Annotated in this window: 29 protein-coding genes; 26 read left to right on the plus strand and 3 right to left on the minus strand. The window is 40.6% G+C overall.

Annotated elements, in window-relative coordinates; all coding sequences use genetic code 11:
- The first annotated feature begins 1 nt into the window (after position 1).
- From secY to D8852_RS02275, 14 genes are all read left to right on the plus strand, one after another.
- A complete protein-coding gene (gene secY / locus D8852_RS02210) occupies positions 2 to 1,312 on the plus strand; it encodes a preprotein translocase subunit SecY (protein WP_038805841.1) in 1,311 nt (436 codons plus the stop codon).
- 146 nt (positions 1,313 to 1,458) lie between these two features.
- The gene (locus D8852_RS02215; protein WP_125425019.1) at positions 1,459 to 2,097 is read left to right on the plus strand and encodes an adenylate kinase; all 639 of its coding nucleotides are present in this window, start codon (positions 1,459 to 1,461) and stop codon (positions 2,095 to 2,097) included.
- Between the two features lie 116 nt (positions 2,098 to 2,213).
- Complete coding sequence (gene infA / locus D8852_RS02220; RefSeq protein WP_001029883.1) at positions 2,214 to 2,432, plus strand: translation initiation factor IF-1; 219 nt, start codon at positions 2,214 to 2,216, stop codon at positions 2,430 to 2,432.
- A gap of 24 nt (positions 2,433 to 2,456) precedes the next feature.
- A complete protein-coding gene (gene rpmJ, locus D8852_RS02225) occupies positions 2,457 to 2,573 on the plus strand; it encodes a 50S ribosomal protein L36 (RefSeq protein WP_001808836.1) in 117 nt (38 codons plus the stop codon).
- Positions 2,574 to 2,590: 17 nt separating this feature from the next.
- A complete protein-coding gene (gene rpsM, locus D8852_RS02230) occupies positions 2,591 to 2,956 on the plus strand; it encodes a 30S ribosomal protein S13 (protein ID WP_000090781.1) in 366 nt (121 codons plus the stop codon).
- A 17-nt stretch (positions 2,957 to 2,973) separates the two neighbouring features.
- The gene (gene rpsK, locus D8852_RS02235; RefSeq protein WP_001118385.1) at positions 2,974 to 3,357 is read left to right on the plus strand and encodes a 30S ribosomal protein S11; all 384 of its coding nucleotides are present in this window, start codon (positions 2,974 to 2,976) and stop codon (positions 3,355 to 3,357) included.
- A 42-nt stretch (positions 3,358 to 3,399) separates the two neighbouring features.
- Entirely contained in the window at positions 3,400 to 4,335 is a 936-nt protein-coding gene (locus D8852_RS02240; RefSeq protein WP_000568993.1) for a DNA-directed RNA polymerase subunit alpha, read from the plus strand.
- 11 nt (positions 4,336 to 4,346) lie between these two features.
- The gene (rplQ, locus tag D8852_RS02245; RefSeq protein WP_000331493.1) at positions 4,347 to 4,733 is read left to right on the plus strand and encodes a 50S ribosomal protein L17; all 387 of its coding nucleotides are present in this window, start codon (positions 4,347 to 4,349) and stop codon (positions 4,731 to 4,733) included.
- 263 nt (positions 4,734 to 4,996) lie between these two features.
- Positions 4,997 to 5,263 (plus strand): ACT domain-containing protein, encoded by a 267-nt coding sequence (locus D8852_RS02250; RefSeq protein ID WP_000644111.1) that lies wholly within the window; start codon positions 4,997 to 4,999, stop codon positions 5,261 to 5,263.
- Positions 5,264 to 5,272: 9 nt separating this feature from the next.
- The gene (locus D8852_RS02255) at positions 5,273 to 6,610 is read left to right on the plus strand and encodes a PFL family protein (RefSeq protein ID WP_125425020.1); all 1,338 of its coding nucleotides are present in this window, start codon (positions 5,273 to 5,275) and stop codon (positions 6,608 to 6,610) included.
- A gap of 235 nt (positions 6,611 to 6,845) precedes the next feature.
- Positions 6,846 to 7,538: a histidine phosphatase family protein gene (locus D8852_RS02260; protein WP_125425021.1), complete on the plus strand. Its 693-nt coding sequence runs from the start codon at positions 6,846 to 6,848 to the stop codon at positions 7,536 to 7,538.
- Positions 7,539 to 7,697: 159 nt separating this feature from the next.
- Positions 7,698 to 10,199 carry a leucine--tRNA ligase gene (gene leuS, locus D8852_RS02265; protein WP_125425022.1) on the plus strand — a complete coding sequence of 834 codons (2,502 nt, stop codon included), beginning with the start codon at positions 7,698 to 7,700 and terminating at the stop codon, positions 10,197 to 10,199.
- Between the two features lie 195 nt (positions 10,200 to 10,394).
- Positions 10,395 to 11,090 (plus strand): GNAT family N-acetyltransferase, encoded by a 696-nt coding sequence (locus tag D8852_RS02270; protein ID WP_125425023.1) that lies wholly within the window; start codon positions 10,395 to 10,397, stop codon positions 11,088 to 11,090.
- 11 nt (positions 11,091 to 11,101) lie between these two features.
- Complete coding sequence (locus D8852_RS02275) at positions 11,102 to 11,518, plus strand: GNAT family N-acetyltransferase (protein ID WP_125425024.1); 417 nt, start codon at positions 11,102 to 11,104, stop codon at positions 11,516 to 11,518.
- Positions 11,519 to 12,012: 494 nt separating this feature from the next.
- On the opposite strand, the gene D8852_RS02280 is transcribed toward D8852_RS02275, so the two are convergent.
- Both D8852_RS02280 and D8852_RS02285 read right to left on the minus strand, forming a co-directional pair.
- Positions 12,013 to 12,891, minus strand: a complete 879-nt coding sequence (locus D8852_RS02280) for an AraC family transcriptional regulator (protein ID WP_125425025.1) — start codon at positions 12,889 to 12,891, stop codon at positions 12,013 to 12,015.
- 75 nt (positions 12,892 to 12,966) lie between these two features.
- Positions 12,967 to 14,166: an OFA family MFS transporter gene (locus D8852_RS02285; protein ID WP_125425026.1), complete on the minus strand. Its 1,200-nt coding sequence runs from the start codon at positions 14,164 to 14,166 to the stop codon at positions 12,967 to 12,969.
- A 218-nt stretch (positions 14,167 to 14,384) separates the two neighbouring features.
- Here D8852_RS02285 and D8852_RS02290 point away from each other — a divergent pair, with 218 nt between their 5' ends.
- The 5 genes from D8852_RS02290 (at position 14,385) to D8852_RS02310 (ending at position 20,585) form a co-directional block, all read left to right on the plus strand.
- Complete coding sequence (locus D8852_RS02290; protein WP_125425027.1) at positions 14,385 to 14,993, plus strand: NADPH-dependent FMN reductase; 609 nt, start codon at positions 14,385 to 14,387, stop codon at positions 14,991 to 14,993.
- Positions 14,994 to 15,018: 25 nt separating this feature from the next.
- Positions 15,019 to 17,430 carry a flavocytochrome c gene (locus D8852_RS02295; RefSeq protein ID WP_125425028.1) on the plus strand — a complete coding sequence of 804 codons (2,412 nt, stop codon included), beginning with the start codon at positions 15,019 to 15,021 and terminating at the stop codon, positions 17,428 to 17,430.
- A 264-nt stretch (positions 17,431 to 17,694) separates the two neighbouring features.
- Positions 17,695 to 18,693 carry a Holliday junction branch migration DNA helicase RuvB gene (gene ruvB, locus D8852_RS02300; protein ID WP_125425029.1) on the plus strand — a complete coding sequence of 333 codons (999 nt, stop codon included), beginning with the start codon at positions 17,695 to 17,697 and terminating at the stop codon, positions 18,691 to 18,693.
- Positions 18,674 to 19,246 carry a nucleotidyltransferase family protein gene (locus tag D8852_RS02305; RefSeq protein WP_125425030.1) on the plus strand — a complete coding sequence of 191 codons (573 nt, stop codon included), beginning with the start codon at positions 18,674 to 18,676 and terminating at the stop codon, positions 19,244 to 19,246. Before ruvB ends, D8852_RS02305 begins: the two co-directional genes overlap by 20 nt.
- A 334-nt stretch (positions 19,247 to 19,580) precedes the next feature.
- Positions 19,581 to 20,585 carry a sugar transferase gene (locus D8852_RS02310; RefSeq protein ID WP_125425031.1) on the plus strand — a complete coding sequence of 335 codons (1,005 nt, stop codon included), beginning with the start codon at positions 19,581 to 19,583 and terminating at the stop codon, positions 20,583 to 20,585.
- Between the two features lie 261 nt (positions 20,586 to 20,846).
- On the opposite strand, the gene D8852_RS02315 is transcribed toward D8852_RS02310, so the two are convergent.
- Entirely contained in the window at positions 20,847 to 21,260 is a 414-nt protein-coding gene (locus D8852_RS02315; RefSeq protein WP_084945738.1) for an EamA family transporter, read from the minus strand.
- A 215-nt stretch (positions 21,261 to 21,475) separates the two neighbouring features.
- Here D8852_RS02315 and glmS point away from each other — a divergent pair, with 215 nt between their 5' ends.
- From glmS to D8852_RS02350, 7 genes are all read left to right on the plus strand, one after another.
- Entirely contained in the window at positions 21,476 to 23,284 is a 1,809-nt protein-coding gene (glmS, locus tag D8852_RS02320) for a glutamine--fructose-6-phosphate transaminase (isomerizing) (protein ID WP_125425032.1), read from the plus strand.
- A gap of 660 nt (positions 23,285 to 23,944) precedes the next feature.
- On the plus strand, positions 23,945 to 24,445 hold the full coding sequence (locus D8852_RS02330) for a hypothetical protein (protein ID WP_061418320.1): 501 nt from the start codon (positions 23,945 to 23,947) through the stop codon (positions 24,443 to 24,445).
- Between the two features lie 34 nt (positions 24,446 to 24,479).
- Complete coding sequence (locus tag D8852_RS02335) at positions 24,480 to 24,914, plus strand: hypothetical protein (RefSeq protein ID WP_061418317.1); 435 nt, start codon at positions 24,480 to 24,482, stop codon at positions 24,912 to 24,914.
- Between the two features lie 14 nt (positions 24,915 to 24,928).
- On the plus strand, positions 24,929 to 25,168 hold the full coding sequence (locus tag D8852_RS02340) for a hypothetical protein (protein ID WP_061418314.1): 240 nt from the start codon (positions 24,929 to 24,931) through the stop codon (positions 25,166 to 25,168).
- Positions 25,150 to 25,515, plus strand: a complete 366-nt coding sequence (locus tag D8852_RS02345; protein ID WP_061418311.1) for a hypothetical protein — start codon at positions 25,150 to 25,152, stop codon at positions 25,513 to 25,515. Before D8852_RS02340 ends, D8852_RS02345 begins: the two co-directional genes overlap by 19 nt.
- 55 nt (positions 25,516 to 25,570) lie before the next feature.
- A complete protein-coding gene (locus tag D8852_RS10005) occupies positions 25,571 to 25,714 on the plus strand; it encodes a hypothetical protein (protein ID WP_155718853.1) in 144 nt (47 codons plus the stop codon).
- A 49-nt stretch (positions 25,715 to 25,763) separates the two neighbouring features.
- Positions 25,764 to 26,228, plus strand: a complete 465-nt coding sequence (locus D8852_RS02350) for a DUF1643 domain-containing protein (RefSeq protein WP_061418309.1) — start codon at positions 25,764 to 25,766, stop codon at positions 26,226 to 26,228.
- Positions 26,229 to 26,392 lie beyond the last annotated feature (164 nt).

Below are 26,392 nucleotides of genomic sequence, written 5' to 3' on the forward strand. Positions count from 1 at the left end.
TATGTTTTTTAAATTATTAAAAGAGGCCCTCAAGGTTAAGAAAGTACGATCAAAAATTCTCTTTACGATTTTTATCATACTTGTCTTCCGTATCGGGACTAGTATTACTGTACCAGGTGTGAATGCAAAAAGTCTGGAAGCTTTGAGTGGATTATCCTTCTTGAACATGCTTAGTTTAGTTTCAGGGAATGCCATGAAGAACTTCTCGGTTTTTGCACTCGGTGTGAGTCCGTATATCACAGCTTCCATCGTTGTTCAATTGCTGCAAATGGATATTGTTCCAAAGTTTGTAGAGTGGGGCAAGCAGGGGGAAGTAGGACGGAGAAAGATAAACCAAGCGACTCGTTATATTGCGCTTGTACTTGCGTTTGTGCAATCAATCGGAATCACTGCTGGTTTTAATACTCTATCTGGTGCAAAATTATTAACGACAGATTTGACCCCGCAAGTCTTTGTTACGATTGGTATTATCCTGACTGCAGGTACTATGATCGTTACTTGGCTCGGAGAGCAAATCACTGATAAGGGATATGGTAATGGGGTGTCTATGATTATCTTTGCAGGGATTGTGGCTTCAATTCCAGAGATGATTCATGGCATCTACGTGGACTATTTTGTCAATATCCCGAGTGATCGGTTGACATCATCAATTATCTTTGTCGTTATTCTCATCATTGCTGTTTTGTTGATTGTTTATTTTACAACATATGTACAACAGGCAGAATATAAAATTCCGATCCAATATACAAAAGTTGCTCAAGGTGCTCCATCCAGTTCATACCTTCCTTTGAAGGTCAATCCTGCTGGTGTTATCCCAGTTATCTTTGCAAGTTCCATTACAGCAGCACCTGCGGCTATTCTTCAGTTTGTCAGCGCTACAGGTCATGATTGGGCTTGGGTACGTACAGCACAGGAAATGTTATCTACAACATCTCCAACAGGTGTTGCCATGTATGCACTGCTGATTATTCTCTTTACATTCTTCTATACATTTGTACAGATCAATCCAGAGAAAGCAGCAGAAAACTTGCAAAAGAGCGGAGCCTATATCCATGGTGTCCGTCCAGGTAAAGGAACGGAAGAGTTTATGTCAAAACTTCTTCGTCGCCTTGCAACCGTCGGTTCCCTTTTCCTTGGTGTTATTTCAATCTTGCCGATTGTAGCAAAAGATGTCTTTGGGCTCTCAGAAGCGGTTGCTTTTGGGGGAACTAGTCTTTTGATCATTATTTCGACAGGTATCGAAGGAATCAAACAGCTAGAAGGTTACCTATTGAAACGTAAGTATGTTGGTTTCATGGACAAAACAGAATAAAAGCAAGACTACTTTTGCTTAGAGAGTGGAGTATGAAGGTCTATCTATAAGAGAGACTTTCGTCTCCCCTCTTCTATTTTGTTTTTAAATAGGAGTTGAAACTAGCTTTTTGCTTCTATTTAAATACAAAATAAGGAGATCAGATCATGAATCTTTTGATTATGGGCTTACCTGGAGCAGGTAAGGGAACGCAAGCAGCTAAAATTGTGGAGCAATTCCACGTGGCACACATTTCAACTGGGGATATGTTCCGTGCTGCTATAGCAAATCAAACTGAAATGGGTGTACTTGCAAAGTCATACATCGACAAAGGTGAGTTGGTTCCAGATGAAGTTACAAATGGAATTGTTAAAGAACGCCTTTCACAGGACGACATCAAAGAAACAGGTTTCTTGTTGGATGGTTACCCACGTACGATTGAACAAGCTCATGCCTTGGACAAAACATTGGCTGAACTTGGTATCGAACTTGAAGGTGTGATTAATATCGAAGTGAACCCAGACTGTCTCTTGGAACGTTTGAGTGGCCGTATCATCCACCGCGAAACAGGTGAAACCTTCCACAAAGTTTTCAACCCACCAGTTGACTACAAAGAAGAAGATTACTACCAACGTGAGGATGACAAACCTGAGACAGTGAAGCGTCGTTTGGATGTCAATATTGCACAAGGTGAACCAATCATCGCTCACTATCGTGCCAAAGGTTTGGTCCACGATATCGAAGGAAATCAAGATATCAACGATGTGTTTAAAGACATCGAAAAAGTATTGACAAATTTGAAATAAAGCGTTTTTCACACTTGCAAAAAATCGCTACAAATGTTATACTGAAATAGTCTGACTTATAATTGTTGTCTCTGTGTTTAGAGGCATCGAATCGAAATTTATGGAGGTGCTTTTGCGTGGCAAAAGACGATGTGATTGAAGTTGAAGGCAAAGTAGTTGATACAATGCCTAACGCAATGTTTACGGTTGAACTTGAAAATGGACATCAGATTTTAGCAACAGTTTCTGGTAAAATTCGTAAAAACTATATTCGTATTTTAGCGGGAGATCGTGTTACTGTCGAGATGAGTCCATATGACTTGACACGTGGACGTATCACTTACCGCTTTAAATAATCGAAAAACTTGGAGGGATAAGAAATGAAAGTAAGACCATCGGTCAAACCAATTTGCGAATACTGTAAAGTAATTCGTCGTAATGGCCGTGTTATGGTAATTTGCCCAGCAAATCCAAAACACAAACAACGTCAAGGATAAGATAGAAAGGAGAAAACATGGCTCGTATTGCTGGAGTTGACATTCCAAATGACAAACGCGTAGTAATCTCATTGACTTACGTTTATGGTATCGGACTTGCAACATCTAAGAAAATTTTGGCTGCTGCTGGAATCTCAGAAGATGTTCGTGTACGTGACCTTACATCAGATCAAGAAGATGCTATCCGTCGTGAAGTGGATGCAATCAAAGTTGAAGGTGACCTTCGTCGTGAAGTAAACTTGAACATCAAACGTTTGATGGAAATCGGTTCTTACCGTGGTATTCGTCACCGTCGTGGACTTCCTGTCCGTGGACAAAACACTAAAAACAACGCTCGCACTCGTAAAGGTAAAGCTGTTGCGATTGCTGGTAAGAAAAAATAATATAGGAGGTAAAAGTCTTGGCTAAACCAACACGTAAACGTCGTGTGAAAAAGAATATCGAATCTGGTATTGCTCATATTCACGCTACATTTAATAACACTATTGTTATGATTACTGATGTGCATGGTAATGCAATTGCTTGGTCATCAGCAGGTGCTCTTGGTTTCAAAGGTTCTCGTAAATCTACACCATTCGCTGCTCAAATGGCTTCTGAAGCTGCTGCTAAATCTGCACAAGAACACGGTCTTAAATCAGTTGAAGTTACTGTAAAAGGTCCAGGTTCTGGTCGTGAGTCAGCTATTCGTGCGCTTGCTGCCGCTGGTCTTGAAGTAACAGCAATTCGTGATGTGACTCCAGTGCCACACAATGGTGCTCGTCCTCCAAAACGTCGCCGTGTATAATCATTGCATTACACTGCTTTTCGTTTAAGAGGGAGTAACTAAATGATCGAGTTTGAAAAACCAAATATAACAAAAATTGATGAAAATAAAGATTATGGCAAGTTTGTAATCGAACCGCTTGAACGTGGCTACGGTACAACTCTTGGTAACTCTCTTCGTCGTGTACTACTAGCTTCCCTACCAGGAGCAGCAGTGACATCTATCAATATTGAAGGTGTCTTGCATGAGTTCGACACAGTTCCAGGTGTTCGTGAAGACGTGATGCAAATCATTCTGAACATTAAAGGGATTGCAGTGAAATCATACGTTGAAGACGAAAAAATCATTGAGCTTGACGTTGAAGGCCCTGCTGAAATTACAGCTGGAGATATTTTGACTGACAGTGATATTGAGATTGTAAATCCAGATCATTATCTCTTTACAATCGGTGAAGGTTCTTCTCTAAAAGCGACAATGACTGTTAACAGTGGTCGTGGATATGTACCTGCTGATGAAAACAAAAAAGATAATGCACCAGTTGGAACACTTGCTGTAGATTCTATTTATACACCAGTTACAAAAGTCAACTATCAAGTAGAGCCTGCTCGTGTAGGTAGCAACGATGGTTTTGACAAATTAACCCTTGAAATCTTGACTAATGGAACAATTATTCCAGAAGATGCTTTAGGGCTTTCAGCACGAATCTTGACAGAACATCTTGATTTGTTTACAAATCTTACTGAGATTGCTAAGTCAACTGAAGTGATGAAAGAAGCTGATACTGAATCTGACGATCGTATTTTGGATCGTACGATTGAGGAACTGGACTTGTCTGTGCGTTCATACAACTGTTTGAAACGTGCCGGTATCAACACTGTGCATGATTTGACAGAAAAATCTGAAGCAGAGATGATGAAAGTACGAAATCTTGGACGCAAGAGTTTGGAAGAAGTGAAACTCAAACTCATTGACTTGGGTCTTGGATTAAAAGATAAATAAAGGAGGAATACATGGCTTACCGTAAACTAGGACGCACTAGCTCACAACGTAAAGCAATGCTTCGCGATTTGACAACTGACCTTTTGATCAACGAATCAATCGTGACAACTGAAGCTCGTGCTAAAGAAATCCGTAAAACTGTTGAAAAAATGATTACTCTAGGTAAACGTGGTGATTTGCATGCACGTCGTCAAGCAGCTGCTTTCGTACGTAATGAAATCGCATCTGAAAACTATGATGAAGCAACTGATAAGTACACTTCTACTACAGCACTTCAAAAATTGTTCTCAGAAATCGCACCTCGTTATGCTGAACGTAACGGTGGATACACTCGTATCCTTAAAACTGAACCACGTCGTGGTGATGCTGCGCCAATGGCGATCATCGAATTAGTATAAAATCATCAATTTTGTTGAGTGTTATGATGATGGAGTCTTGTGCTCTTAGTCTAGCTCTGGTCTACCGCTGGGACTTCGGTCCTAGCGGGAACACTCATCATCATTTGATAGGGTAGACGCTTGTTTACGAAATTGTTTTTTGTTTAAGAACAACTTCGTAAGCAGGCGTTTTTTAGTATTTTCTATGGAAATATGCTATACTAGGGAAAAAGAAAATCAAAAATGTTCAGGTTTTCTAAAAATTGTAGAAATGGGGTATAAGAATGAAGGCTATTATTACAGTGGTTGGCAAGGATAAGGCTGGTATTGTTGCAGGCGTGTCTACGAAGATTGCAGAGTTGGGTTTGAATATTGACGATATTTCTCAGACTGTGTTGGATGAATACTTTACTATGATGGCGGTCGTTTCTAGTGACGAAAAACAGGATTTCACTTATCTTCGAAATGAGTTTGAAACTTTCGGTCAGACCTTGAATGTCAAAATCAATATTCAAAGTGCGGCGATTTTTGATGCTATGTACAATATCTAGGAGGTTATCATGGATATTAGACAAGTTACGGAAACCATTGCCATGATTGAGGAGCAGAACTTCGATATCAGAACCATTACCATGGGCATTTCCCTTTTGGACTGTATTGATTCCGACATCGAACGTGCTGCTGAAAAGATTTACCAAAAAATCACTACTAAAGCTGCAAATCTAGTGGCTGTAGGAGATGAAATTGCTGCAGAACTAGGTATTCCTATTGTCAATAAACGAGTATCGGTGACTCCGATTTCATTGATTGGAGCAGCGACTGATGCGACGGACTATGTTGTTTTGGCTAAGGCTCTCGACAAGGCTGCCAAGGAGATTGGCGTTGACTTTATTGGTGGTTTTTCTGCCTTGGTACAAAAGGGTTATCAAAAAGGAGATGAGATTCTCATCAATTCTATCCCCCGCGCTCTAGCTGAGACAGACAAGGTTTGTTCGTCCGTCAATATCGGCTCAACCAAGTCAGGCATCAACATGACTGCGGTTGCAGATATGGGACGCATCATCAAGGAAACAGCTACGCTATCAGATATGGGTGCGGCCAAGTTGGTCGTATTTGCTAATGCTGTTGAGGATAATCCTTTTATGGCGGGAGCCTTCCACGGTGTCGGTGAAGCAGATGTTATCATCAATGTCGGTGTTTCTGGTCCGGGAGTTGTCAAGCGTGCCTTAGAAAAAGTTCGTGGACAGAGCTTTGATGTAGTAGCGGAAACAGTCAAGAAAACAGCCTTCAAGATTACTCGTATCGGTCAATTAGTTGGTCAGATGGCTAGCGAGAGACTTGGTGTTGACTTTGGAATTGTCGACCTAAGTTTGGCACCTACCCCTGCGGTTGGTGATTCTGTGGCACGTGTCCTTGAGGAAATGGGGCTAGAAACAGTTGGAACACACGGGACAACTGCTGCACTGGCTCTCTTGAACGATCAGGTCAAGAGAGGTGGTGTTATGGCTTGTAACCAGGTCGGTGGCTTATCAGGGGCTTTTATTCCTGTATCTGAAGATGAGGGTATGATTGCTGCGGTGCAAAATGGCTCTCTGAATTTAGAAAAGCTAGAAGCCATGACGGCTATCTGTTCTGTTGGACTGGATATGATTGCTATTCCAGAAGATACGCCTGCTGAAACCATAGCAGCTATGATTGCGGATGAGGCAGCAATCGGTGTCATTAACATGAAGACAACGGCCGTCCGTATCATTCCAAAGGGCAAAGAAGGCGATATGATTGAGTTTGGTGGCTTGCTAGGAACAGCTCCAGTTATGAAAGTCAACGGGGCTTCGTCTGTCGATTTCATTTCTCGTGGAGGTCAAATTCCTGCTCCTATCCATAGTTTTAAAAATTAATAAAAGAGAGAGAGGATTTAAGTTGGGTTTAAGGATGACTGTGTATACTATAATCATTAAATAAAGATCTCCTAACTTTATTTAATTAGAATCCTAAACTTTTTCATAATAATCTCCTAGGAAAGCTACCGTTAGGGTAGCTTTTCTTGTGGGAAATTACGAGAGCGGACTTTACTGTTGAAAGCCGAATATTTCTTTGTTCCATGATATAATAGAAGAAAATGGAGGATAGAAAATGTCTAAAGTAAGATTGTACTTGGTCCGTCATGGTAAAACGATGTTTAACACGATTGGACGTGCTCAAGGATGGAGTGATACGCCTCTAACCGCAGAAGGTGAGTTGGGAATCCATGAACTGGGAATTGGCTTGAGAGAGTCTGGTTTGCAGTTTGATCGCGCCTATTCCAGTGATTCAGGGCGCACCATTCAAACCATGGGAATTATCCTGGAAGAACTTGGCTTGCAGGGGAAAATCCCTTACCGCATGGACAAGCGAATCCGTGAGTGGTGTTTTGGTAGTTTTGATGGGGCCTATGATGGGGACCTCTTTATGGGGTTGATTCCGAGAATTTTCAATGTAGAACATGTTCATCAGTTGTCCTATGCGGAACTAGCAGAAGGCTTGGTAGAGGTTGATACAGCTGGCTGGGCAGAAGGTTGGGAAAAACTCAGTGGTCGAATCAAGGAAGGCTTTGAAGCGATTGCCAAAGAAATGGAAGAACAAGGTGGGGGCAATGCTCTTGTCGTAAGCCATGGAATGACCATTGGGACCATTGTTTATTTGATTAATGGTATGCATCCGCATGGTCTCGATAATGGTAGCGTGACGATTCTTGAATATGAGGACGGTCAGTTTAGCGTTGAGGTTGTTGGTGACCGTAGTTATCGAGAGCTCGGACGTGAGAAGATGGAAGAAATAAAAAATTGATAGAAGTTAGCTCCGATTAGGGGCTAATTTTTTTCCTGTTAAATAAGGTGGATTTGCGACTCAGTATTTCTTGTTATCCAAGTCTAAAAGAACATTTCTCGTCTTTCAAATTCCCCTAAAAATGGTATAATAGTAACATCATAAAATTGGAGAGAGACCATGAGTTTTTACAATCATAAAGAAATTGAGCCTAAGTGGCAGGGCTACTGGGCTCAACATCATACATTTAAGACAGGAACAGATGCATCAAAACCGAAGTTTTATGCTCTCGATATGTTCCCATATCCTTCAGGAGCTGGATTGCACGTAGGACACCCAGAAGGTTATACAGCAACCGATATCCTCAGCCGTTACAAACGTGCGCAAGGATACAACGTCCTTCACCCAATGGGATGGGATGCCTTTGGTTTGCCAGCTGAGCAGTACGCTATGGACACAGGGAATGACCCAGCGGAATTCACAGCAGAAAACATTGCTAACTTCAAACGTCAAATCAATGCGCTTGGATTCTCTTACGACTGGGACCGTGAAGTCAACACAACAGATCCAAACTACTACAAATGGACTCAGTGGATCTTCACCAAGCTTTACGAAAAAGGTTTGGCCTATGAAGCGGAAGTACCAGTAAACTGGGTTGAGGAACTAGGAACAGCCATTGCCAATGAAGAAGTCCTTCCAGATGGAACATCTGAGCGTGGGGGTTATCCAGTTGTCCGCAAACCGATGCGCCAATGGATGCTTAAAATCACTGCCTATGCGGAGCGCTTGCTCAATGACTTGGATGAACTTGATTGGCCAGAGTCTATCAAGGACATGCAACGTAACTGGATTGGTAAATCAACTGGTGCCAATGTAACCTTTAAAGTAAAAGGAACAGACAAGGAATTCACAGTCTTTACTACTCGTCCTGACACTCTTTTCGGTGCGACTTTCACAGTCTTGGCTCCTGAGCATGACTTGGTTGACGCGATTACAAGTCCAGAGCAAGCAGAGGCTGTAGCAGACTACAAACACCAAGCTAGTCTCAAGTCTGACTTGGCTCGTACCGACCTTGCCAAGGAAAAAACCGGTGTTTGGACTGGAGCTTATGCTATCAACCCTGTCAATGGCAAGGAAGTTCCGATCTGGATTGCGGACTATGTTCTTGCTAGCTATGGAACAGGCGCTGTCATGGCTGTGCCAGCCCACGACCAACGTGACTGGGAATTTGCCAAACAATTTGACCTTCCAATCGTAGAAGTGCTTGAAGGTGGGAACGTTGAAGAAGCTGCCTATACTGAAGATGGTCTTCATGTCAATTCAGACTTCCTAGATGGCCTTAACAAAGAAGACGCTATTGCTAAAATTGTGGCTTGGTTGGAAGAGAAGGGTTGTGGACAAGAGAAGGTTACCTACCGTCTCCGCGACTGGCTCTTTAGCCGTCAACGTTACTGGGGTGAGCCAATCCCAATCATTCATTGGGAAGATGGGACTTCAACAGCTGTTCCTGAAAGTGAACTCCCACTTGTCTTGCCAGTCACCAAGGATATCCGTCCTTCAGGTACTGGGGAAAGCCCATTGGCTAACTTGACCGACTGGCTTGAAGTGACGCGTGAAGATGGTGTCAAAGGTCGTCGTGAAACAAACACTATGCCACAATGGGCAGGTTCAAGTTGGTACTATCTCCGCTATATCGACCCACACAACACAGAAAAATTGGCCGACGAGGATCTCCTCAAACAATGGTTGCCAGTGGATCTCTACGTGGGTGGTGCGGAGCACGCTGTACTTCACTTGCTTTACGCTCGTTTCTGGCATAAATTCCTCTATGACCTCGGTGTTGTTCCGACTAAGGAACCATTCCAAAAACTCTTTAACCAAGGAATGATTTTGGGAACAAGCTACCGTGACCACCGTGGAGCTCTTGTAGCGACTGATAGGGTTGAAAAACGTGACGGTTCTTTCTTCCATGTGGAAACAGGAGAAGAGTTGGAGCAAGCGCCAGCTAAGATGTCTAAATCGCTCAAGAACGTTGTTAACCCAGACGACGTAGTGGAACAATACGGTGCCGATACCCTTCGTGTTTATGAAATGTTCATGGGGCCACTTGACGCTTCCATCGCTTGGTCTGAAGAAGGCTTGGAAGGAAGCCGTAAATTCCTAGACCGTGTTTACCGTTTGATTACAAGTAAAGAAATCGCTACGGAAAACAATGGTGCTCTTGACAAGGTTTATAACGAAACCGTTAAATCTGTTACTGAGCAAATCGAATCCATGAAATTCAACACAGCCATTGCCCAACTTATGGTCTTTGTCAACGCTGCTAATAAGGAAGACAAACTCTACGTGGACTATGCCAAAGGCTTTATCCAATTGATTGCCCCATTTGCACCTCACTTGGCAGAAGAACTCTGGCAAACTGTTGCTGCAACAGGTGAGTCCATCTCTTATGTAGCTTGGCCAACTTGGGACGAAAGCAAATTGGTTGAAGACGAAATCGAAATCGTTGTCCAAATCAAAGGAAAAGTCCGTGCCAAATTGATGGTCGCTAAAGACCTGTCACGCGAAGAATTGCAAGAAATCGCTCTGGCTGATGAAAAAGTCAAAGCAGAAATTGACGGCAAGGAAATCGTGAAAGTGATTGCGGTACCTAACAAGCTTGTTAATATCGTTGTTAAATAACGAGTTTATTAGCTCTATCTGCCGCCTTCAATAGTCCACTGGACTATTGAAGCCAACCAAACTCGTTAATATCGTTATTAAATAAGAAATGAATCCTCCAGAGCTGAACTCTGGAGGATTTTTTGAATTTTTTCATGAAAGTATGATATACTATGTGCAACTATAAAGTTTGAAAAGTAAAACAAGGAGAAAGCTATGCCAGTAAACGAATATGGTCAGATAATTGGTGAGTCAATGGAAGGTTATACGCCAGGTGAATTGCCTTCCATTGATTTCTTAGAAGGGCGCTACGCTCGAATAGAGGCTCTTTCGGTAGAAAAGCATGCGGAGGATTTATTAGCTGTTTATGGTTCAGATACGCCTCGGGAGATGTGGACCTATCTCTTTCAGGAACCAGTGGCAGATATGGAGGAGTTGGTTACCGTCTTAAATCAGATGTTGGCTCGTAAGGACCGTTTTTACTACGTGATTATAGACAAGGCAACTGCTAAGGCTTTGGGAACTTTTTCTCTCATGCGAATTGATCAGAATAACCGAGTAATAGAAGTGGGTGCCGTCACCTTTTCACCGGCACTTAAGGGGACGAGGATAGGAACAGAAGCCCAGTATCTCTTGGCTCGCTATGTTTTTGAGAAACTCAACTATCGTCGCTATGAGTGGAAATGCGATGCTCTAAATTTGCCATCAAGACGAGCTGCGGAACGTTTGGGCTTTGTCTATGAAGGAACCTTCCGCCAGGCTGTCGTTTATAAGGGGCGAACTAGAGATACGGATTGGTTGTCTATGATTGATAAGGATTGGCCTCAAGTCAAAGCTCGTTTGGAAGCATGGCTGGCTCCTGAAAATTTTGACAAGAATGGACGGCAGTACAAGAGTTTGAGAGAAATCTAAGAGGTGCTGACATGATTACCGTTAGAAAGCAAGAATTAGTAAATATAAATGATGTTTTGCATCTCTATCAGGCAGTCGGTTGGACAAACTATACACATCAACCCCAGATGTTGGAGAAGGCCTTATCTTACTCATTAGCGATTTATCTGGCACTTGATGGCGGTGCCGTGGTGGGCTTGGTCCGTTTGGTCGGAGATGGTTTTTCATCGGTTTTTGTCCAGGATTTGATCGTTTTGCCTAGCTATCAGCGCCAAGGGATTGGCAGTGCCTTAATGAAAAAAGCTTTAGAGGATTACAAAGATGCCTATCAAGTCCAACTAGTGACCGAACAGACAGAAAAAACCTTGGGATTCTATCGTTCTCTGGGATTTGAAACCTTATCTACTTACGATTGCACAGGAATGATTTGGGTCGATCGAAAAAAATAAAAATAATTATTTTTCTTAAGTAAAGTTTAAGTCTCCTCGTGTATTATATAGTCATTAAATAAAGACCTCCTAATACTCTTCGAAAATCTCATCAACCTTCGTTAGAGTCGACTTAGCTAACTATAGTTATGCTTGCGTCTATCTGCCTAGTCTGATTTCGATTTTCATTGAGTACCCTTTATTTAATGAAATCCTAAACTTTTCTTTTTCATCATAATCTCCTAAAGAAGTCACCCAATCAGGTGGCTTTTTTGTGACTTGAGAAAGGAAATTTCATTTGGAAAAAATTTTTCTAAAAAAATGATAAATCAGAAAAAAGTTAAGGTAATTTTAAGTCTCCTCGTGTATCATATAGTCATTAGATAAAGACCTCCTAACTTTATTTAATGAAATCCTAATCCTTTCTTTTTCATAATAATCTCCCTAAAGAGGCCACCCAATCAGGTGGCTTTTTTGTTTGAAAAAACTCCTTAGAAAAGACTAAGGAGAAAGAATCATGTTTTCTTTTTAAGTTGTTGATTTCGATACTGTCTAGGTGTTAAGTGATAGTGCTGCTTAAATTGACGGTTGAAGTTTGAAAGGTTGGTGAAACCGACTTGGCTTGCAATTTCTTGAATACTGAAGTTGGTTTGGTCGAGTTTCTCACAGGATTTTTCAAGACGTAACTGGAGAAGGTAGTCCATACAACTGGCTCCAGTATGTTGCTTGAAAATACTCATAAAGTGATTTTTACTATATCCAAATGTTGCAGCCAGTTGCTCAATATGAATGGGTTCTGAGTAGTGCTGTTCAAGGTAGCAAATCACTTCTTTTAGTTTTTGGTATTTTTGGTAGGTATCATCTGTATAGTGTCGATTGACATATCGATACTTAAAGAGAAGATGAAGCAATTCGTATAGTTTAGATTTTATGAGTAGATCGTAGTATATGCCTTTTTCTTCAAGGATAGAAAAGAGGGAAAGAAGGCAGGATTGAATTTGATCATAGGCCTTATCGCCTGGTGATATTTGAGGAGTAAGGCAAAAGTGACCAGAGTGGAGGGGTTGGATATAGCGTTGGCTAAAACTGTCAATTTGACTTCTACCTAGGAAATCTAAATGGATACGAAAAATTGTTGAAATTTGTTCTTGATTTTCAATAGGGTAGATAGCGTGAGGAGACGTTGGCTGAATTAGGAAAATATCACCTTCATGACTTTCAAAGCGCTCAGAGTTGATATAGAAGGTAGCAGTTCCTTTTTTGACATAGATTATCTCGAATTTAGGATGCCAATGATAAATTGTATTAGAAGATTGCTTGGATAGGATTTGTTTTTCAAAATCATATGGGAAGTCAGATGGGTTATCTCGTAAGAAACGTGAACGGTCTGCCATGGTAAATCCTCCCAATATACTATTACTACGTTTATTATACCAAAAAAACTTCCTTATCTAGGAAGTTTTCGGGCTTTAAGCTTTCTTTTTCATATAAAAAATAGTAAGCATAAGTCCAATGAAGGCCAAAGCAATAGCAACATAAAAAGCTACACTATAATTTCCATTATTAGCCATTGCTATTTGAACAGCGACTTTGGGAGCGAAAAATGCTGCTAAAGAATATCCAGTGAAGACTATACCGTAGTTGACCCCTTGATTTGCAGGACCGTAATTTTCCATGACGATAGATGGGAAGACCCCCATAACACCACCAAAGCAGATACCAAGTCCTATAATTCCTAAGGTAAACCCGAATTGACCAGGGACGATAGTTAGGGAAAATAAAGCTAGGACAATGACAGAGTAGATAATTAATAAGGTCTTTGAACGGCCAATTTTATCAGAAAGTGATCCCCAGATAAAACGACCACTAGAGTTTGCGATTGAATAAAGAGAGACATAGAGAGCTGCAGTACCAGCAGAGAGTCCAAACATTGATTGACCGATTGGTGATGCTTGAGAGGCAATCATCAATCCAGAAAAAGCGCCGACAAAGAACATGCTAATGATAATGTAAAACAGAGGACTTCGTAGCATTTGTTTCCAGTTTTTATTAGTAGCTCCTTGCTTGGTTGGGATAGGAGCTTTCCAGCCTTCTGGTTGGTAGCCGCTTGGAGCTGCCTTGATAAAGAAAATTGCACAGATGATAACAACAATATAGACTAGCCCAATGGTACGAAAAGCAAAGAAGGCATCTTGTTGTTGAATGAGATTGCTCGCGACTGGAGAAGCGATGACTGCGGCAAATCCCATGCCGCCTGTCAGAATTCCAGAGGCTAAGCCACGTTTATCAGGGAAGAGACGAAGTGAATTGGAGAGGGCACCTGAATAGGCAAAACCTTGACCAATCCCGGCCATTAATCCATAGGTCAAATAAAGCATGGCTGGTGAATTGGCATAGCCTGTTAAGTAAAATCCGCTAGCAAATAGGAGAGCGCCGAGGGCGATGGTCCATTTTACATAACCTTTGTCAACTAAATAACCTCCTAGAATCATGGGGATAGGGCCGATTGCAGAGTTGATAGCAAATGCTAACATAATATCAGACATGGACCAGCCTGTTGAACTGCTAAGTGGTCCGGCAAAAACAGAAAAGGAATAGACGGCACCTGTGCAAAGAAGAATGGCTGTAGACGCGACTAAAATCCTCCAACGATTGAATGTCTCTTTCATAAAAACATCCTCCTTAAATGTATATTTTTTCACCAAGACTATATCATAGTTAAGGAAGCCGGTCAATAGTTTAAGAAGATATTTTGTTAATTTTTTCACGAACTTGTACTAAAGTACGATAAACTGATAGAATAACACGGTCTTTATTATCAAGGATTTACAAGATTTTCTAAAGTAGTATAATGAAAGTAGATTAAATAAATGAAAGGGGTACCAAGATGAAACTAGTTGCTATCGTTGGAACCAATTCAGATCGCTCGACCAATCGGAAACTCTTGAAATTTATGCAAAAGCACTTTTCGGATAAAGCCGACATTGAGGTATTGGAAATCAAACAATTGCCAGCATTTAACGAACCTGAGGACAAGCAAGCGCCAGCTGAAGTTCAAGCTTTTTCAGAAAAAATTCTTGCTACAGATGGTGTGATTATTTCAACCCCTGAGTACGATCACACAATACCAGCACCTTTGGCCTCTGCTTTAGAGTGGATTGCTTATACCAGTCGTGCTTTGGTTAACAAACCAACTATGATTGTCGGAGCTTCTCTTGGCTTGCTAGGAACATCTAGAGCGCAGGCACATTTACGTCAGATTTTAGATGCGCCGGAGCTTAAAGCGAGAGTTATGCCTGGTACAGAGTTCTTTCTAGGTCATTCTGAGCAAGTCCTAGATGATGAGTGTCATTTGAACAATCCTGAAAAGGTTGCAGAACTAGAAGAACATTTTTCAGAGTTTCAAAATTTTGTTGAATTAACAAAAGCTTTAGTAAAACCTGAAGATACAAATCGTAAGAAATCATTCATCTGGGAAGAATGGTTGAAAGCATAAGTATTTCAAGAAAGGAGAACAATCCATGAAATTAGTAGCTATTGTTGGGACTAATGCCAAACAATCTTATAACCGTAGTTTGTTGCAATTTATGAAAAGACATTTTGCTCAGAAAGCGGATATTGAGATTTTAGAAATAACAGATGTACCGATGTTTAATGAAACGGATGATCAAACAGATACACCTATTATTCAGAAGTTTAATCAGGTTATTTCAGAAGCTGATGGTGTCATTATCTCGACACCCGAGCACAATCATACGATTCCATCAAGTTTGAATAGCTTGCTCGAGTGGTTGTCTTTTAACATTCATCCACTAGACGGAAAGCCGACAATGATTGTCGGAGCTTCCTACGATATTCAAGGTTCTTCGCGTGCCCAACTTCATCTTCGTCAGATTTTGGATGCTCCTGGGGTAAATGCAACAGTTATGCCAGGTAGTGAGTTTTTACTTGGTCGAGCGCATCGAGCATTTGATGATAATGGAGATTTGATTGATGAGCGAACCGTTGATTTCCTAGATAGTTGTTTTTATCGCTTCCTTCGCTTTGTATCTATTGCAAACCAACTAAACCTTCCTGAAGAAGTTCGCTTTGAACCGGGGACTTACCATGTTACAACTGAAGGCCATAATGGTAAATTACCGATGGATGTCACGGTTTCTGAGGACCGTATTGAAAAAATCGAAATCGATTCTTCTGGAGAATCTTCAGGAATCGCAGATGTCGTCTTTACCCGTATTCCAGCAGAAATCATTGAGGGACAAACCTTAAATGTTGATGCGGTGTCAGGAGCTTCTGTGACTTCAAATGGTGTTTTAGATGGAGTTGCGCGTGCAGTCAAACAAGCCGGTGCAAATCCAGATGTTTTACGCAAGCGTTCAAAAGCGCCATCTGCCTTAGATAAAGAAGATAAGACCTATCAGGCAGACGTTGTCATCGTCGGAGGCGGAGGAGCTGGATTAGCTGCAACGGCTGCAGTCTTACAAGCGGGTAAGAAGCCGATTGTTGTTGAGAAATTTCCTGCAATTGGAGGAAATACTGTTCGTGCAGGTGGTCCAATGAATGCACCAGATCCAGCATGGCAAGGAACCTTCGCAGCTCATCCAGGTGAGGCTCATACGCTTCAAGAATTGATTGCGACAGATGAATCAACGATTGATCCAGAATATCTAGAGGACTTTAGAGCCTTGAAAGTTGAGGTTGAACAGTATTTGCAGGACCCGAGCTATTTGTTCGATTCTACCTTGCTCTATCGTATCCAAACCTATATCGGTGGAAAACGGAAAGATTTACAAGGAAATGAAATTCATGGTCAATACGATTTGGTTTCTGTATTAACCGAACGAGCCCTAGAGTCTGTTCGTTGGTTGGAAGACATCGGTGTTGAATTTGTTCGTAGTGAAGTGACAATGCCAGTTGGAGCCCTTTGGCGTCGTGGCCATAAGCCGGTTCAACCAATGGGGTATGCCTTTATATCTGTCCTACAAAAATATGTTCTAGAAAATGGTGGCAAGATTTTGACAGATTCTCCAGTTAAAGAATTGCTTGTAAAAGACGGGGCTGTCAAGGGTGTCAGAGCAGAAGGTCGAAATGGTCAAACCATCATTGTCAATGCAGATGCCGTTGTTCTAGCTTCTGGAGGATTTGGTGCCAATACAAAGATGCTACAAAAATACAATACCTACTGGACTGAAATTGCAGATGATATTGCCACATCTAATACACCAGCTGTAACAGGAGATGGTATTCTTTTAGGGCAAAGTGTAGGTGCAGATTTGGTGGGTATGGGCTTTAGTCAAATGATGCCAGTATCCGATCCAGTAACAGGTGCCCTCTTCTCAGGACTTCAAGTTCCTCCAGCTAACTTCATCATGGTAAATACTGAAGGGAAGCGCTTTGTAGATGAGTACGGTAGCCGAGACAAGCTATCTCAAGCGGCGATTGATAATGGAGGCTTGTTCTATCTAATCGCAGATGAACGTATCAAGGCAACAGCCTACAACACTAGCCAAGAAAAAATCGATGCCCAAGTCAAAGCAGGTACTCTCTATCGTGCAGATACGATAGAAGAGTTGGCGGTTCAGATTGGTGTGGATCCAGAGGTGTTAGCAGATACAATCAAGAAGTACAATTCTTATGTTGATGCAGGCTTTGACCCTGAATTTAATAAAGGTAGCTTCGATCTCAAGTGTGAGGTTGCGCCATTTTACGCAACACCGAGAAAACCAGCCGTTCACCATACAATGGGTGGACTCAAGATTGATACTTCAACACACGTTTTGAATCAAAACGGTCAGATTATCCCTGGTTTGTATGCTGCCGGAGAAGTCGCAGGTGGACTCCATGCAGGTAACCGTCTAGGAGGAAATTCGCTTACGGATATCTTTACTTTTGGACGTATTGCAGGTCAAACAGCTGTTAAAGAAAATTGTTAGTGATTGATTTAAAAATTAAGGGAATTTTAAGTCTCCTTGTGTATCATATAATCATTAAATAAAGACCTCCTAATACTCTTCGAAAATCTCACCATACTTCGTTAGAGTCGACTTAGCTAACTATAGTTATGCTTGCGTCTATCTGCCTAGTTTGATTTCGATTTTCATTGAGTACCCTTTCTTTTTCATAATAATCTCCCTAAAGAGGCCACCCAATCAGGTGGCTTTTTTGTTTGTGGCTTGGATTTTTGCTATAATAGAAGCATGAGTAGAATTTTAGATAATGAGATAATGGGGGATGAGGAGTTGGTAGAACGTACCCTCCGTCCTCAATACTTACGCGAATATATCGGACAGGATAAAGTTAAGGACCAGCTGCAAATCTTTATCGAAGCTGCTAAAATGCGTGATGAGGCGCTGGACCATGTTCTTTTATTTGGTCCTCCAGGTCTCGGGAAAACAACCATGGCCTTTGTTATTGCCAATGAACTGGGGGTCAATCTCAAGCAAACGTCAGGTCCTGTCATTGAAAAAGCGGGTGACTTGGTAGCGATTTTGAATGATTTGGAGCCTGGAGACGTTCTCTTTATTGACGAGATTCATCGCTTGCCCATGTCGGTGGAAGAGGTGCTTTATAGTGCCATGGAGGACTTCTACATTGACATTATGATTGGGGCTGGAGAGGGCAGTCGCAGTGTCCATTTGGACTTGCCACCATTTACCTTGATTGGGGCTACGACACGTGCGGGGATGCTCTCAAATCCTCTGCGGGCACGATTTGGGATTACAGGTCATATGGAATACTATGTCCACGCTGACTTGACGGAAATTGTTGAACGAACGGCAGATATTTTTGAGATGGAAATCACTCATGAGGCAGCTGTTGAGCTGGCCTTACGCAGTCGTGGAACTCCTCGTATCGCAAATCGTCTCCTCAAGCGCGTGCGCGACTTTGCACAGATTATGGGTGATGGCTTGATTGATGATGTGATTACGGATAAGGCCTTGACCATGCTAGATGTTGACCATGAAGGTTTGGACTATGTGGACCAAAAAATCCTTCGTACCATGATTGAGATGTACGGTGGTGGTCCTGTCGGTTTAGGAACTCTTTCGGTTAATATTGCCGAGGAGCGCGAAACGGTCGAAGACATGTACGAACCCTACCTGATCCAAAAAGGTTTTATCATGCGGACACGATCTGGACGAGTCGCCACAGCTAAGGCATATGAGCATTTAGGCTATGAATACAGTGAAAAATGAGCAAGATATTTTAGAGGTTTTTAGAGAAAATCCAGATATGATGACTATTCTGACCATCATTCGTGACCTTGGTCTGAAAGACTCGTGGTTGGCAGCAGGTTCTGTCAGGAATTTCATCTGGAATCTCTTGTCAGACAAATCGCTTTTTGACCGGGAGACGGATGTGGATGTGATTTTCTTTGATCCAGACGTTTCTTATGAGGAAACAGTATCCCTAGAGAACAAGCTGAGAGAAGATTTCCCTCAGTATCAGTGGGAGTTGAAAAATCAGGTCTATATGCATCAGCACAGTCCCCACACTGTGCCCTATACGAGTTCTCGTGATGCCATGAGTAAATATCCGGAGCGCTGTACGGCGATAGGGCTTCGCTTGCATGCTGATGCAACTTTAGAGCTCTTCGCGCCCTATGGTTTAGAGGATATTTTGAACTTTCAAGTTTCTCCAACTCCTCACTTCTTAGATAATGAAGACCGAATGAAGCTCTATCAAGAGCGCTTGTCCAAGAAAAATTGGCAAGAAAAATGGAAAAATCTCACTTTCTTGAATCTCTAAAAAGAAGTGAGTGACTTGATCGCATAAGAATTCTATATGTGAGTTTGTAATCATCACAAGATGAGCAGAGAAATCTAAAGATGCAAAAAATTATATACTCAACAGGAACAACTCATTCAATCTATCATAGCTAACAAAGATACCGAATTTGTGAGATTGAGTGAGAAAAACGTCTATTAAGGCTATCCTTATTGTTCTTGGAAGACAAGACTCCTAGGGAAATTATCCCAAGTAACTAACTTGAGCTTGAAAATTGGCATGTAAACGCTTTTGAAAAGTCGTAAATTATGATACAATGTTTAGAGAAATTACTGAGACGAGGATTTAGAAAACAATGAAAGTACATTTCACAAATTTATTTGGGCAAGCATCAACGAGTGTGGCCTTAATGGCGCAGAACAATGTCATGAAAATTGTTCGAGAGTTTGGAGTTAATGAGCTGGGGATCTATTTTTATGATGCAAGCCATGAACCGTGGGAAGAACTGAACTCGCGGATGGATGGGATTGTCGCGGGGGTATCTTACGGAGATGTCGTTTTTTTCCAATCTCCTTCATGGAATAGTGTTGAATGGGACAATCACTTGATAGAAAAGTTAAAACTTTCTCATGTGAAAATGGTGATGTTTATCCATGACGTTCAGCCACTAATGTTTGAGAGCAATTATTATCTTATGAAGGCCCACATTGACATGTATAATAAATGTGATGTGGTGGTAGTACCATCCGAACAAATGTACCAGAAACTCGTTTCAGAGGGATTAACCGTCAAGAACTACGTTGTTCAAACACTCTGGGATCTTCCCCATGGTTTGGAACTCTATACTCCAAAGTTTGAGAAAAAATTAATCTTCTCAGGAGACCCATCTCGTTTTCCACATATTGTTGACTGGAAACACAGTACCCCCCTTCATGTTTATGCTACGAGAGCAGAGGGAGTAGATTATTCCAAAGTCCATCTTGAGGGGTGGCGAACTCAGCAGGAATTATTGTTGGAGTTGTCTAAAGGAGGAGGCTTTGGCCTAGTATGGGGAAATTCTGAAAATCCTGCGGAAGAGCGTGACTACTACAAAGAAAATGTTTCTTATAAGTTGACAACTTATCTGGCCGCAGGTATTCCTGTGGTTGTGCCAGACTATCTTTCTAATGTGGACTATATCCGTGAGAAAGGTTTGGGCTTTGTCGTATCTAGTTTGGAAGAAGCTAGCCGCGTGGTTCAGGAATGTACGGAAGAAGAGTATGATCAAATGGTCACAAGAGCAAAATATACAGCTTACTTAATTAAAAATGGTTATTTCACAAAGAAATTGTTTATTGATTCTATGATGCTCTTAGATTAGTCAAAAGTCAGTCATCGGTTTACCACATTCAGATTTGGAAAGGCAAAATTTCAAGTCGAAGTTAGCCACTTGGGATAATTAGTTTTTTGTCAACTGTGTAGTGGGATGATGAAAAACCACATCTTGGAGGGAACCAATTTGGTTCTCTCCTTTTTGCTAGACGCTTGAAGCTGATTTCCTCTACTTATAAATTTAGACGTAACAAAACACCCCAAAACTATCTAACTTTTTTGGGGAGGTCATATAGGGAGGGGGAGAGGATTACAAAATCATCACCAAGGTCCCAATCGTAATCAGTATACAGCCAATGATTGTTTTAAACGTCAGGACATCCTGTAGAAAGAAAAAGGCTAAAACGAGTGTAATGACGAGACTGAATTTATCGACAGCAGATACCTCAGTCGCATTGCCCATCTGCAAGGCCTTGTAGTAGGAGAGCCAGGAGGCGCCTGTTGCCAAACCAGACAGGATGAGAAAGAGCCAACTTTTTCTACTGATGTTGACAAGCTCAGTCTGACTATTGGTCAAGAAAACCATGGCCCAAGCCATAAGGATGACGACGACCGTACGAATGGCTGTTGCTAGATTGGACGGAACTCCCTCAATCCCAATCTTGGCTAAAATAGAAGTTAAGGCTGCAAAGACAGCAGATAAAAGTGCGAAGAAAAACCACATGGTAACTACCTCCTCTCTCTATTATAAGTAATCGAATCCTACTTGTCAGTTCTCAAGTGAAATCTTGCTCTGATGGCATTTTAAAAAGCTATACCAATTTTTATGCTTGACAAGTGAGAAAAACAAGTATATACTGTCTTTGCTGGTTCTGTAAAAGGAAAATCAGACTATACCAATTTAAGGGGAAAGCACAGCTGGTCTGTGTCGTATATACTATGTGTGGAATTGTTGGTGTTGTTGGAAACACAAATGCAACTGATATTTTGATTCAAGGGCTTGAAAAGCTCGAATACCGTGGTTATGATTCTGCGGGGATTTTTGTTCTAGGTGGTACTGAAAATCATCTAGTCAAAGCTGTCGGTCGTATCGCTGAATTGTCTGCTAAGACAGCTGGTGTTGAGGGAACGACTGGTATCGGACATACGCGTTGGGCGACTCACGGGAAACCAACTGAGGACAATGCTCACCCACATCGCTCTGAGACAGGACGTTTTGTCTTGGTACACAATGGGGTGATTGAAAACTACCTTGAGATCAAGGAAGAATACCTTGCAGGTCACCACTTCAAGGGGCAAACAGATACGGAAATCGCCGTTCACTTGATTGGTAAATTTGTTGAAGAAGATGGTTTCTCAGTTCTTGAAGCCTTCAAAAAAGCCCTTCACATCATTCGTGGTTCTTATGCCTTTGCCTTGATTGACTCTGAAAATCCAGATGTTATCTATGTGGCGAAAAATAAATCACCACTTTTGATTGGTCTTGGGGAAGGCTATAACATGGTCTGCTCAGATGCTATGGCTATGATCCGTGAGACCAACCAATACATGGAAATCCATGACCAAGAGTTGGTGATTGTGACGGCAGATAGCGTAGAAGTTCAAGACTATGATGGCAATCGTCGTGAGCGTGCTAGCTACACTGCTGAGCTTGATTTGTCAGATATCGGTAAGGGAACTTACCCTTACTATATGCTCAAGGAAATTGACGAGCAACCAACGGTCATGCGTAAACTCATCCAAGCCTATACAGATGAGACTGGTCAAGTAGTGGTAGATCCAGCTATCATCAAGGCTATTCAAGAGGCAGATCGCATTTACATCCTTGCAGCTGGGACATCTTACCACGCAGGATTTGCTTCTAAGAAAATGCTGGAAGAATTGACGGATACACCTGTTGAACTTGGAATTTCATCTGAGTGGGGCTACGGTATGCCACTTCTCAGCCAGAAACCACTCTTCATCTTTATCAGCCAGTCTGGTGAAACAGCGGATAGCCGCCAGGTTTTGGTTAAGGCTAACGAAATGGGAATCCCTAGCTTAACTGTAACAAACGTGCCAGGATCAACTCTTTCACGTGAAGCCAACCATACCATGCTCCTTCACGCGGGTCCTGAAATCGCAGTGGCTTCAACTAAAGCTTATACAGCGCAAATCGCAGCCCTTGCATTTCTTGCAAAAGCAGTCGGAGAAGCAAATGGCAATGCTAAAGCGCAAGACTTTGACCTGGTTCATGAGTTGTCAATCGTGGCTCAGTCTATCGAATCAACTCTTTCAGAAAAAGAAACAATCGATGCTAAAGTTCGTGAGCTTCTTGAAACAACTCGCAACGCCTTTTACATCGGACGTGGTCAAGACTACTATGTAGCCATGGAAGCCAGTCTCAAACTCAAAGAGATTTCTTACATTCAATGTGAAGGTTTTGCGGCAGGAGAACTCAAGCACGGAACCATCGCATTGATTGAAGAAGGAACACCTGTATTGGCCCTCTTGTCAGATCCAGTCCTTGCTAACCATACTCGTGGAAATATCCAAGAGGTCGCAGCCCGTGGTGCCAAGGTTCTCACTATCGCTGAAGAGAATGTTGCTAAAGAGACAGACGATATCGTTCTTACGACTGTCCACCCTTACCTCTCACCAATCTCAATGGTTGTACCAACGCAATTGGTCGCTTACTTTGCAACACTCCACCGTGGCCTTGATGTGGACAAACCACGTAACCTTGCTAAGTCAGTAACAGTAGAATAAGCTAAGAAAGTCTAGTTCATCTAGACTTTTTTGCTCTCTTGGTATCCTTGAGTAAGGAGCTATTGTATTAATGACTAAGTTATTTATCCTGAAAAGAAGTTAAATAGAGGGTCATTACGTTTCAGTAGAAACGAAAAAACCTTGATTTAAGGCGATTCTTGAATTTTCAAATTTCAATGTATTGCAATAAAAATCAACCGAATGACTACATTTTTTGTGAAATAAATTAGATATTCGGATATATAGAAAACGCTCTAGTCATATTGTCTAGAGCATTTTTGTGTTGTTTAAGAAAAATAGATAATGGTTTTAGATAACTACACATCTTAGATTTTTAAAAACAAGATTTAATCGATGATAACTAGAAAGAATTATTATGTCTACAAAAAATAAATTTCAATACTGTATTTACAATCATGAGAGACTAGAACTTCATGAGTTACAAAAGGAATATCAAAAGGATAAAGCTGGGACAAAATTTAAGTATGAAAATCAATTGTTTTGTCCTGGTTGTTACAAAGTGGATTTAGTCATAAATGAGAAAAAAGGGAAAATCTATTCCAAAACAATTACATAGTTTGCTAGAGGGAAAAATAATTTGCTAGAAAACCAGAAATTATGTAAAATAAAAATATATGAATAACAAGGAGCTAAATTTAAATGGCAAATAATATTTATTTATTTTTAATCGATTATACAAAGTCACTATTGTTACATCCGATCATAAATGGTTTACAGTTAGGATTTTACATTTTTTTATGGCAAATAATAGGCACTCCTATCATTTCTTTTGTCAATGATTTAACAGAACCATTAAAAGTGAAATTAGACATGAAAGTCAACTACTTTGTCTTGATTTTTGGTTGTTTAACAGGTTTATTTTCTTCAGTGTATTTCTTATCTGGATTAGAAGGCGAAAACAATGTGTATAGCCGTGCTTTTAGATTGATTGGTATTTTTGGAAGTGTCTTTCTATTCCTTATCCCTGTAACTCTCATCTTGGGGGCGGGGATTATCATTCCTATTTATTCGATTATAATGTGGATTGTTAATGGCATTATTAGTCTCCTACCTATTCTAGCTGGACTTGCAATCATCATGCCTATTGTATTCATTGGTGGGTTATTCTCAATAGTGAGCATCGTAGTCGGAAGATTATGAGAAGTTAAGGATTATAAAAAGAAAGTAAAAAACTATGGATTATGATATTTTTGAAGATTATAGAAAGAACCCTCCTAAAAAAGATAAATATGAGGGACTGCCTCCTGAAGAACGTGTTGAACTTATAAAACAAGAGTATTTTAGGAAAGAAGCCAAGAAGAATAGAGAGGAAGAGGAACGTAAGCAAGCTCTTATCAAAGCAAAAAAAGATAAGAAATACAAGGAATACAGTTCTAAGGTAGAACTATTATTTAAGTGGATGATTGGATTTGCTTTGTTTGCAGTTATATCTGCTGGATATTGGTTTAATAAAGACTATTTCTTTTTAACATTGCAAGGAGGAATTTCTATTTCAGGACCGACTAAAGAACTTGGTAAGGCAATTGTTGAATTTATTCTTTCTGTAATGTTAAGTTTCCTTGCCCCTGCTTTGCTGACTTTTTTCATAATTGATATGCCAAAAAATTAAAAGGAGGAATAATCATGGCAAAATTTAAAAGTTTATTTTTAATAGCAGCGCTCTTTATTAGCGTAATTCTTACTGGCTCTGTATCAGGAGTATTTTATGCTAAATATATGAATACCAAAAATGAAACCAAACAACAAACTCAATCTGTTCAGAGTAACGAAGTGCAAAGTACAGAAAAAGTAGGTGAGACTCCCGCAGATGATAAAACTATAACACCGCCCTTTCGTCCCTTGAAATGCCTGGTCACAAAGTAAAACCAGAAATAGAAAAAGAAGTGAAAGAGGCCTTTAAGATTGTTATTAAAGAATGTAAAACAGCGAATATCTTAGAGATTGATTTTTCTATGGAGAAGCATTTAAAAATGGCCGATAAGGCTCAAATAAGGTCCTTTGCAGTGTCATTCCAACAAAATGGATATGATGTAAACGTAGATGATATTGAAGTTTATGAATCTAAATCATCGGATGTGGTTCAATTTATTGTTAAGTCCACTAAAAAAGGCGAAGATAGCATCTTTTGGGTTGGTAACTATAACACACTGGCTCACCAAGTTAGTATCTCACACTACTATGGAGGGCATGTAGGAAAGACTTTTGGATAAGAAACAACAAAAAATCAATTGAGTCGATTCGGTTTGTATAGATTAGGAGAAATATATGTTATATGTTGTAGCAAGTGTCATTCTATTTTTTACTTTAATTGGTATTTATCAAAAAAAGTTTAAAGTTAAAGCATTAACAGTGCCGGTTACGCTTTATGTGCTGGCGATTGTCTTTAATCTTATTTTTAAAGTGAAATAATTAGAAGTTGAAAATGGAAAAAATAGATTAAGAAATAAATGGGAGAAATATGGAGAAGAGTGCTATTTTATCAACTGATAGAAAGTATAGATATGTTCTCACACGAATTTGGGATGAAACAAAACCAACAGTGGTATTTATTGGGTTAAATCCTTCGATAGCTGATGAGGAGAAGGATGATCAAACTATTCGAAAATGTATAGGTTACTCCAAAAGATGGGGAAATGGTAAATTGATCATGGTGAATCTCTTTGCTTTTAGAAGTACTGGCCCATCTTTGCTTAAAAGAGTGGAAGATCCAGTCGGCCCCGAAAATGACAGTTATATTCAAAAGTATGTTTCTGAATCTGATTTGGTAATTGCATGTTGGGGAAATCAAACGAAGTTGCTGAATAGAGACAAGAATCTGATGGGTATGGTTCCAAATCTTTTTTGCTTACAACGAAATAAAAATGGAACTCCTCATCATCCACTTTATTTATCTAATGATATTACTCCTGTTCCTTATAATTAAATAATATTGAAAAAATCTGCTAAGGATTTATTCCTAACAGTATTTTTTAGAACTTTTATTAACTAACCACCAACAATCTATAAAAGAATAAAGAAAAGTATTGCATACCCCCCAACAAATACTTGAAATTTGAGGAGCTATATACCAGTTTGTGTAAACCACAA

Origin of the sequence: Streptococcus mitis, assembly GCF_003942695.1 — a bacterium.
Taxonomy (GTDB): domain Bacteria; phylum Bacillota; class Bacilli; order Lactobacillales; family Streptococcaceae; genus Streptococcus; species Streptococcus mitis_BD.

What these genes read in the sequence shown, in the direction of transcription:
- secY (WP_038805841.1), top strand. Translation starts at nt 2, where the DNA reads ATGTTTTTTAAATTATTAAAAGAGGCCCTCAAGGTTAAGAAAGTACGA.
- D8852_RS02215 (WP_125425019.1), top strand. Translation starts at nt 1,459, where the DNA reads ATGAATCTTTTGATTATGGGCTTACCTGGAGCAGGTAAGGGAACGCAA.
- rpmJ (WP_001808836.1), top strand. Translation starts at nt 2,457, where the DNA reads ATGAAAGTAAGACCATCGGTCAAACCAATTTGCGAATACTGTAAAGTA.
- rpsM (WP_000090781.1), top strand. Translation starts at nt 2,591, where the DNA reads ATGGCTCGTATTGCTGGAGTTGACATTCCAAATGACAAACGCGTAGTA.
- D8852_RS02240 (WP_000568993.1), top strand. Translation starts at nt 3,400, where the DNA reads ATGATCGAGTTTGAAAAACCAAATATAACAAAAATTGATGAAAATAAA.
- rplQ (WP_000331493.1), top strand. Translation starts at nt 4,347, where the DNA reads ATGGCTTACCGTAAACTAGGACGCACTAGCTCACAACGTAAAGCAATG.
- D8852_RS02250 (WP_000644111.1), top strand. Translation starts at nt 4,997, where the DNA reads ATGAAGGCTATTATTACAGTGGTTGGCAAGGATAAGGCTGGTATTGTT.
- D8852_RS02255 (WP_125425020.1), top strand. Translation starts at nt 5,273, where the DNA reads ATGGATATTAGACAAGTTACGGAAACCATTGCCATGATTGAGGAGCAG.
- D8852_RS02260 (WP_125425021.1), top strand. Translation starts at nt 6,846, where the DNA reads ATGTCTAAAGTAAGATTGTACTTGGTCCGTCATGGTAAAACGATGTTT.
- leuS (WP_125425022.1), top strand. Translation starts at nt 7,698, where the DNA reads ATGAGTTTTTACAATCATAAAGAAATTGAGCCTAAGTGGCAGGGCTAC.
- D8852_RS02270 (WP_125425023.1), top strand. Translation starts at nt 10,395, where the DNA reads ATGCCAGTAAACGAATATGGTCAGATAATTGGTGAGTCAATGGAAGGT.
- D8852_RS02275 (WP_125425024.1), top strand. Translation starts at nt 11,102, where the DNA reads ATGATTACCGTTAGAAAGCAAGAATTAGTAAATATAAATGATGTTTTG.
- D8852_RS02280 (WP_125425025.1), bottom strand. Translation starts at nt 12,891, where the DNA reads ATGGCAGACCGTTCACGTTTCTTACGAGATAACCCATCTGACTTCCCA.
- D8852_RS02285 (WP_125425026.1), bottom strand. Translation starts at nt 14,166, where the DNA reads ATGAAAGAGACATTCAATCGTTGGAGGATTTTAGTCGCGTCTACAGCC.
- D8852_RS02290 (WP_125425027.1), top strand. Translation starts at nt 14,385, where the DNA reads ATGAAACTAGTTGCTATCGTTGGAACCAATTCAGATCGCTCGACCAAT.
- D8852_RS02295 (WP_125425028.1), top strand. Translation starts at nt 15,019, where the DNA reads ATGAAATTAGTAGCTATTGTTGGGACTAATGCCAAACAATCTTATAAC.
- ruvB (WP_125425029.1), top strand. Translation starts at nt 17,695, where the DNA reads ATGAGTAGAATTTTAGATAATGAGATAATGGGGGATGAGGAGTTGGTA.
- D8852_RS02305 (WP_125425030.1), top strand. Translation starts at nt 18,674, where the DNA reads ATGAATACAGTGAAAAATGAGCAAGATATTTTAGAGGTTTTTAGAGAA.
- D8852_RS02310 (WP_125425031.1), top strand. Translation starts at nt 19,581, where the DNA reads ATGAAAGTACATTTCACAAATTTATTTGGGCAAGCATCAACGAGTGTG.
- D8852_RS02315 (WP_084945738.1), bottom strand. Translation starts at nt 21,260, where the DNA reads ATGTGGTTTTTCTTCGCACTTTTATCTGCTGTCTTTGCAGCCTTAACT.
- glmS (WP_125425032.1), top strand. Translation starts at nt 21,476, where the DNA reads ATGTGTGGAATTGTTGGTGTTGTTGGAAACACAAATGCAACTGATATT.
- D8852_RS02330 (WP_061418320.1), top strand. Translation starts at nt 23,945, where the DNA reads ATGGCAAATAATATTTATTTATTTTTAATCGATTATACAAAGTCACTA.
- D8852_RS02335 (WP_061418317.1), top strand. Translation starts at nt 24,480, where the DNA reads ATGGATTATGATATTTTTGAAGATTATAGAAAGAACCCTCCTAAAAAA.
- D8852_RS02340 (WP_061418314.1), top strand. Translation starts at nt 24,929, where the DNA reads ATGGCAAAATTTAAAAGTTTATTTTTAATAGCAGCGCTCTTTATTAGC.
- D8852_RS02345 (WP_061418311.1), top strand. Translation starts at nt 25,150, where the DNA reads ATGCCTGGTCACAAAGTAAAACCAGAAATAGAAAAAGAAGTGAAAGAG.
- D8852_RS10005 (WP_155718853.1), top strand. Translation starts at nt 25,571, where the DNA reads ATGTTATATGTTGTAGCAAGTGTCATTCTATTTTTTACTTTAATTGGT.
- D8852_RS02350 (WP_061418309.1), top strand. Translation starts at nt 25,764, where the DNA reads ATGGAGAAGAGTGCTATTTTATCAACTGATAGAAAGTATAGATATGTT.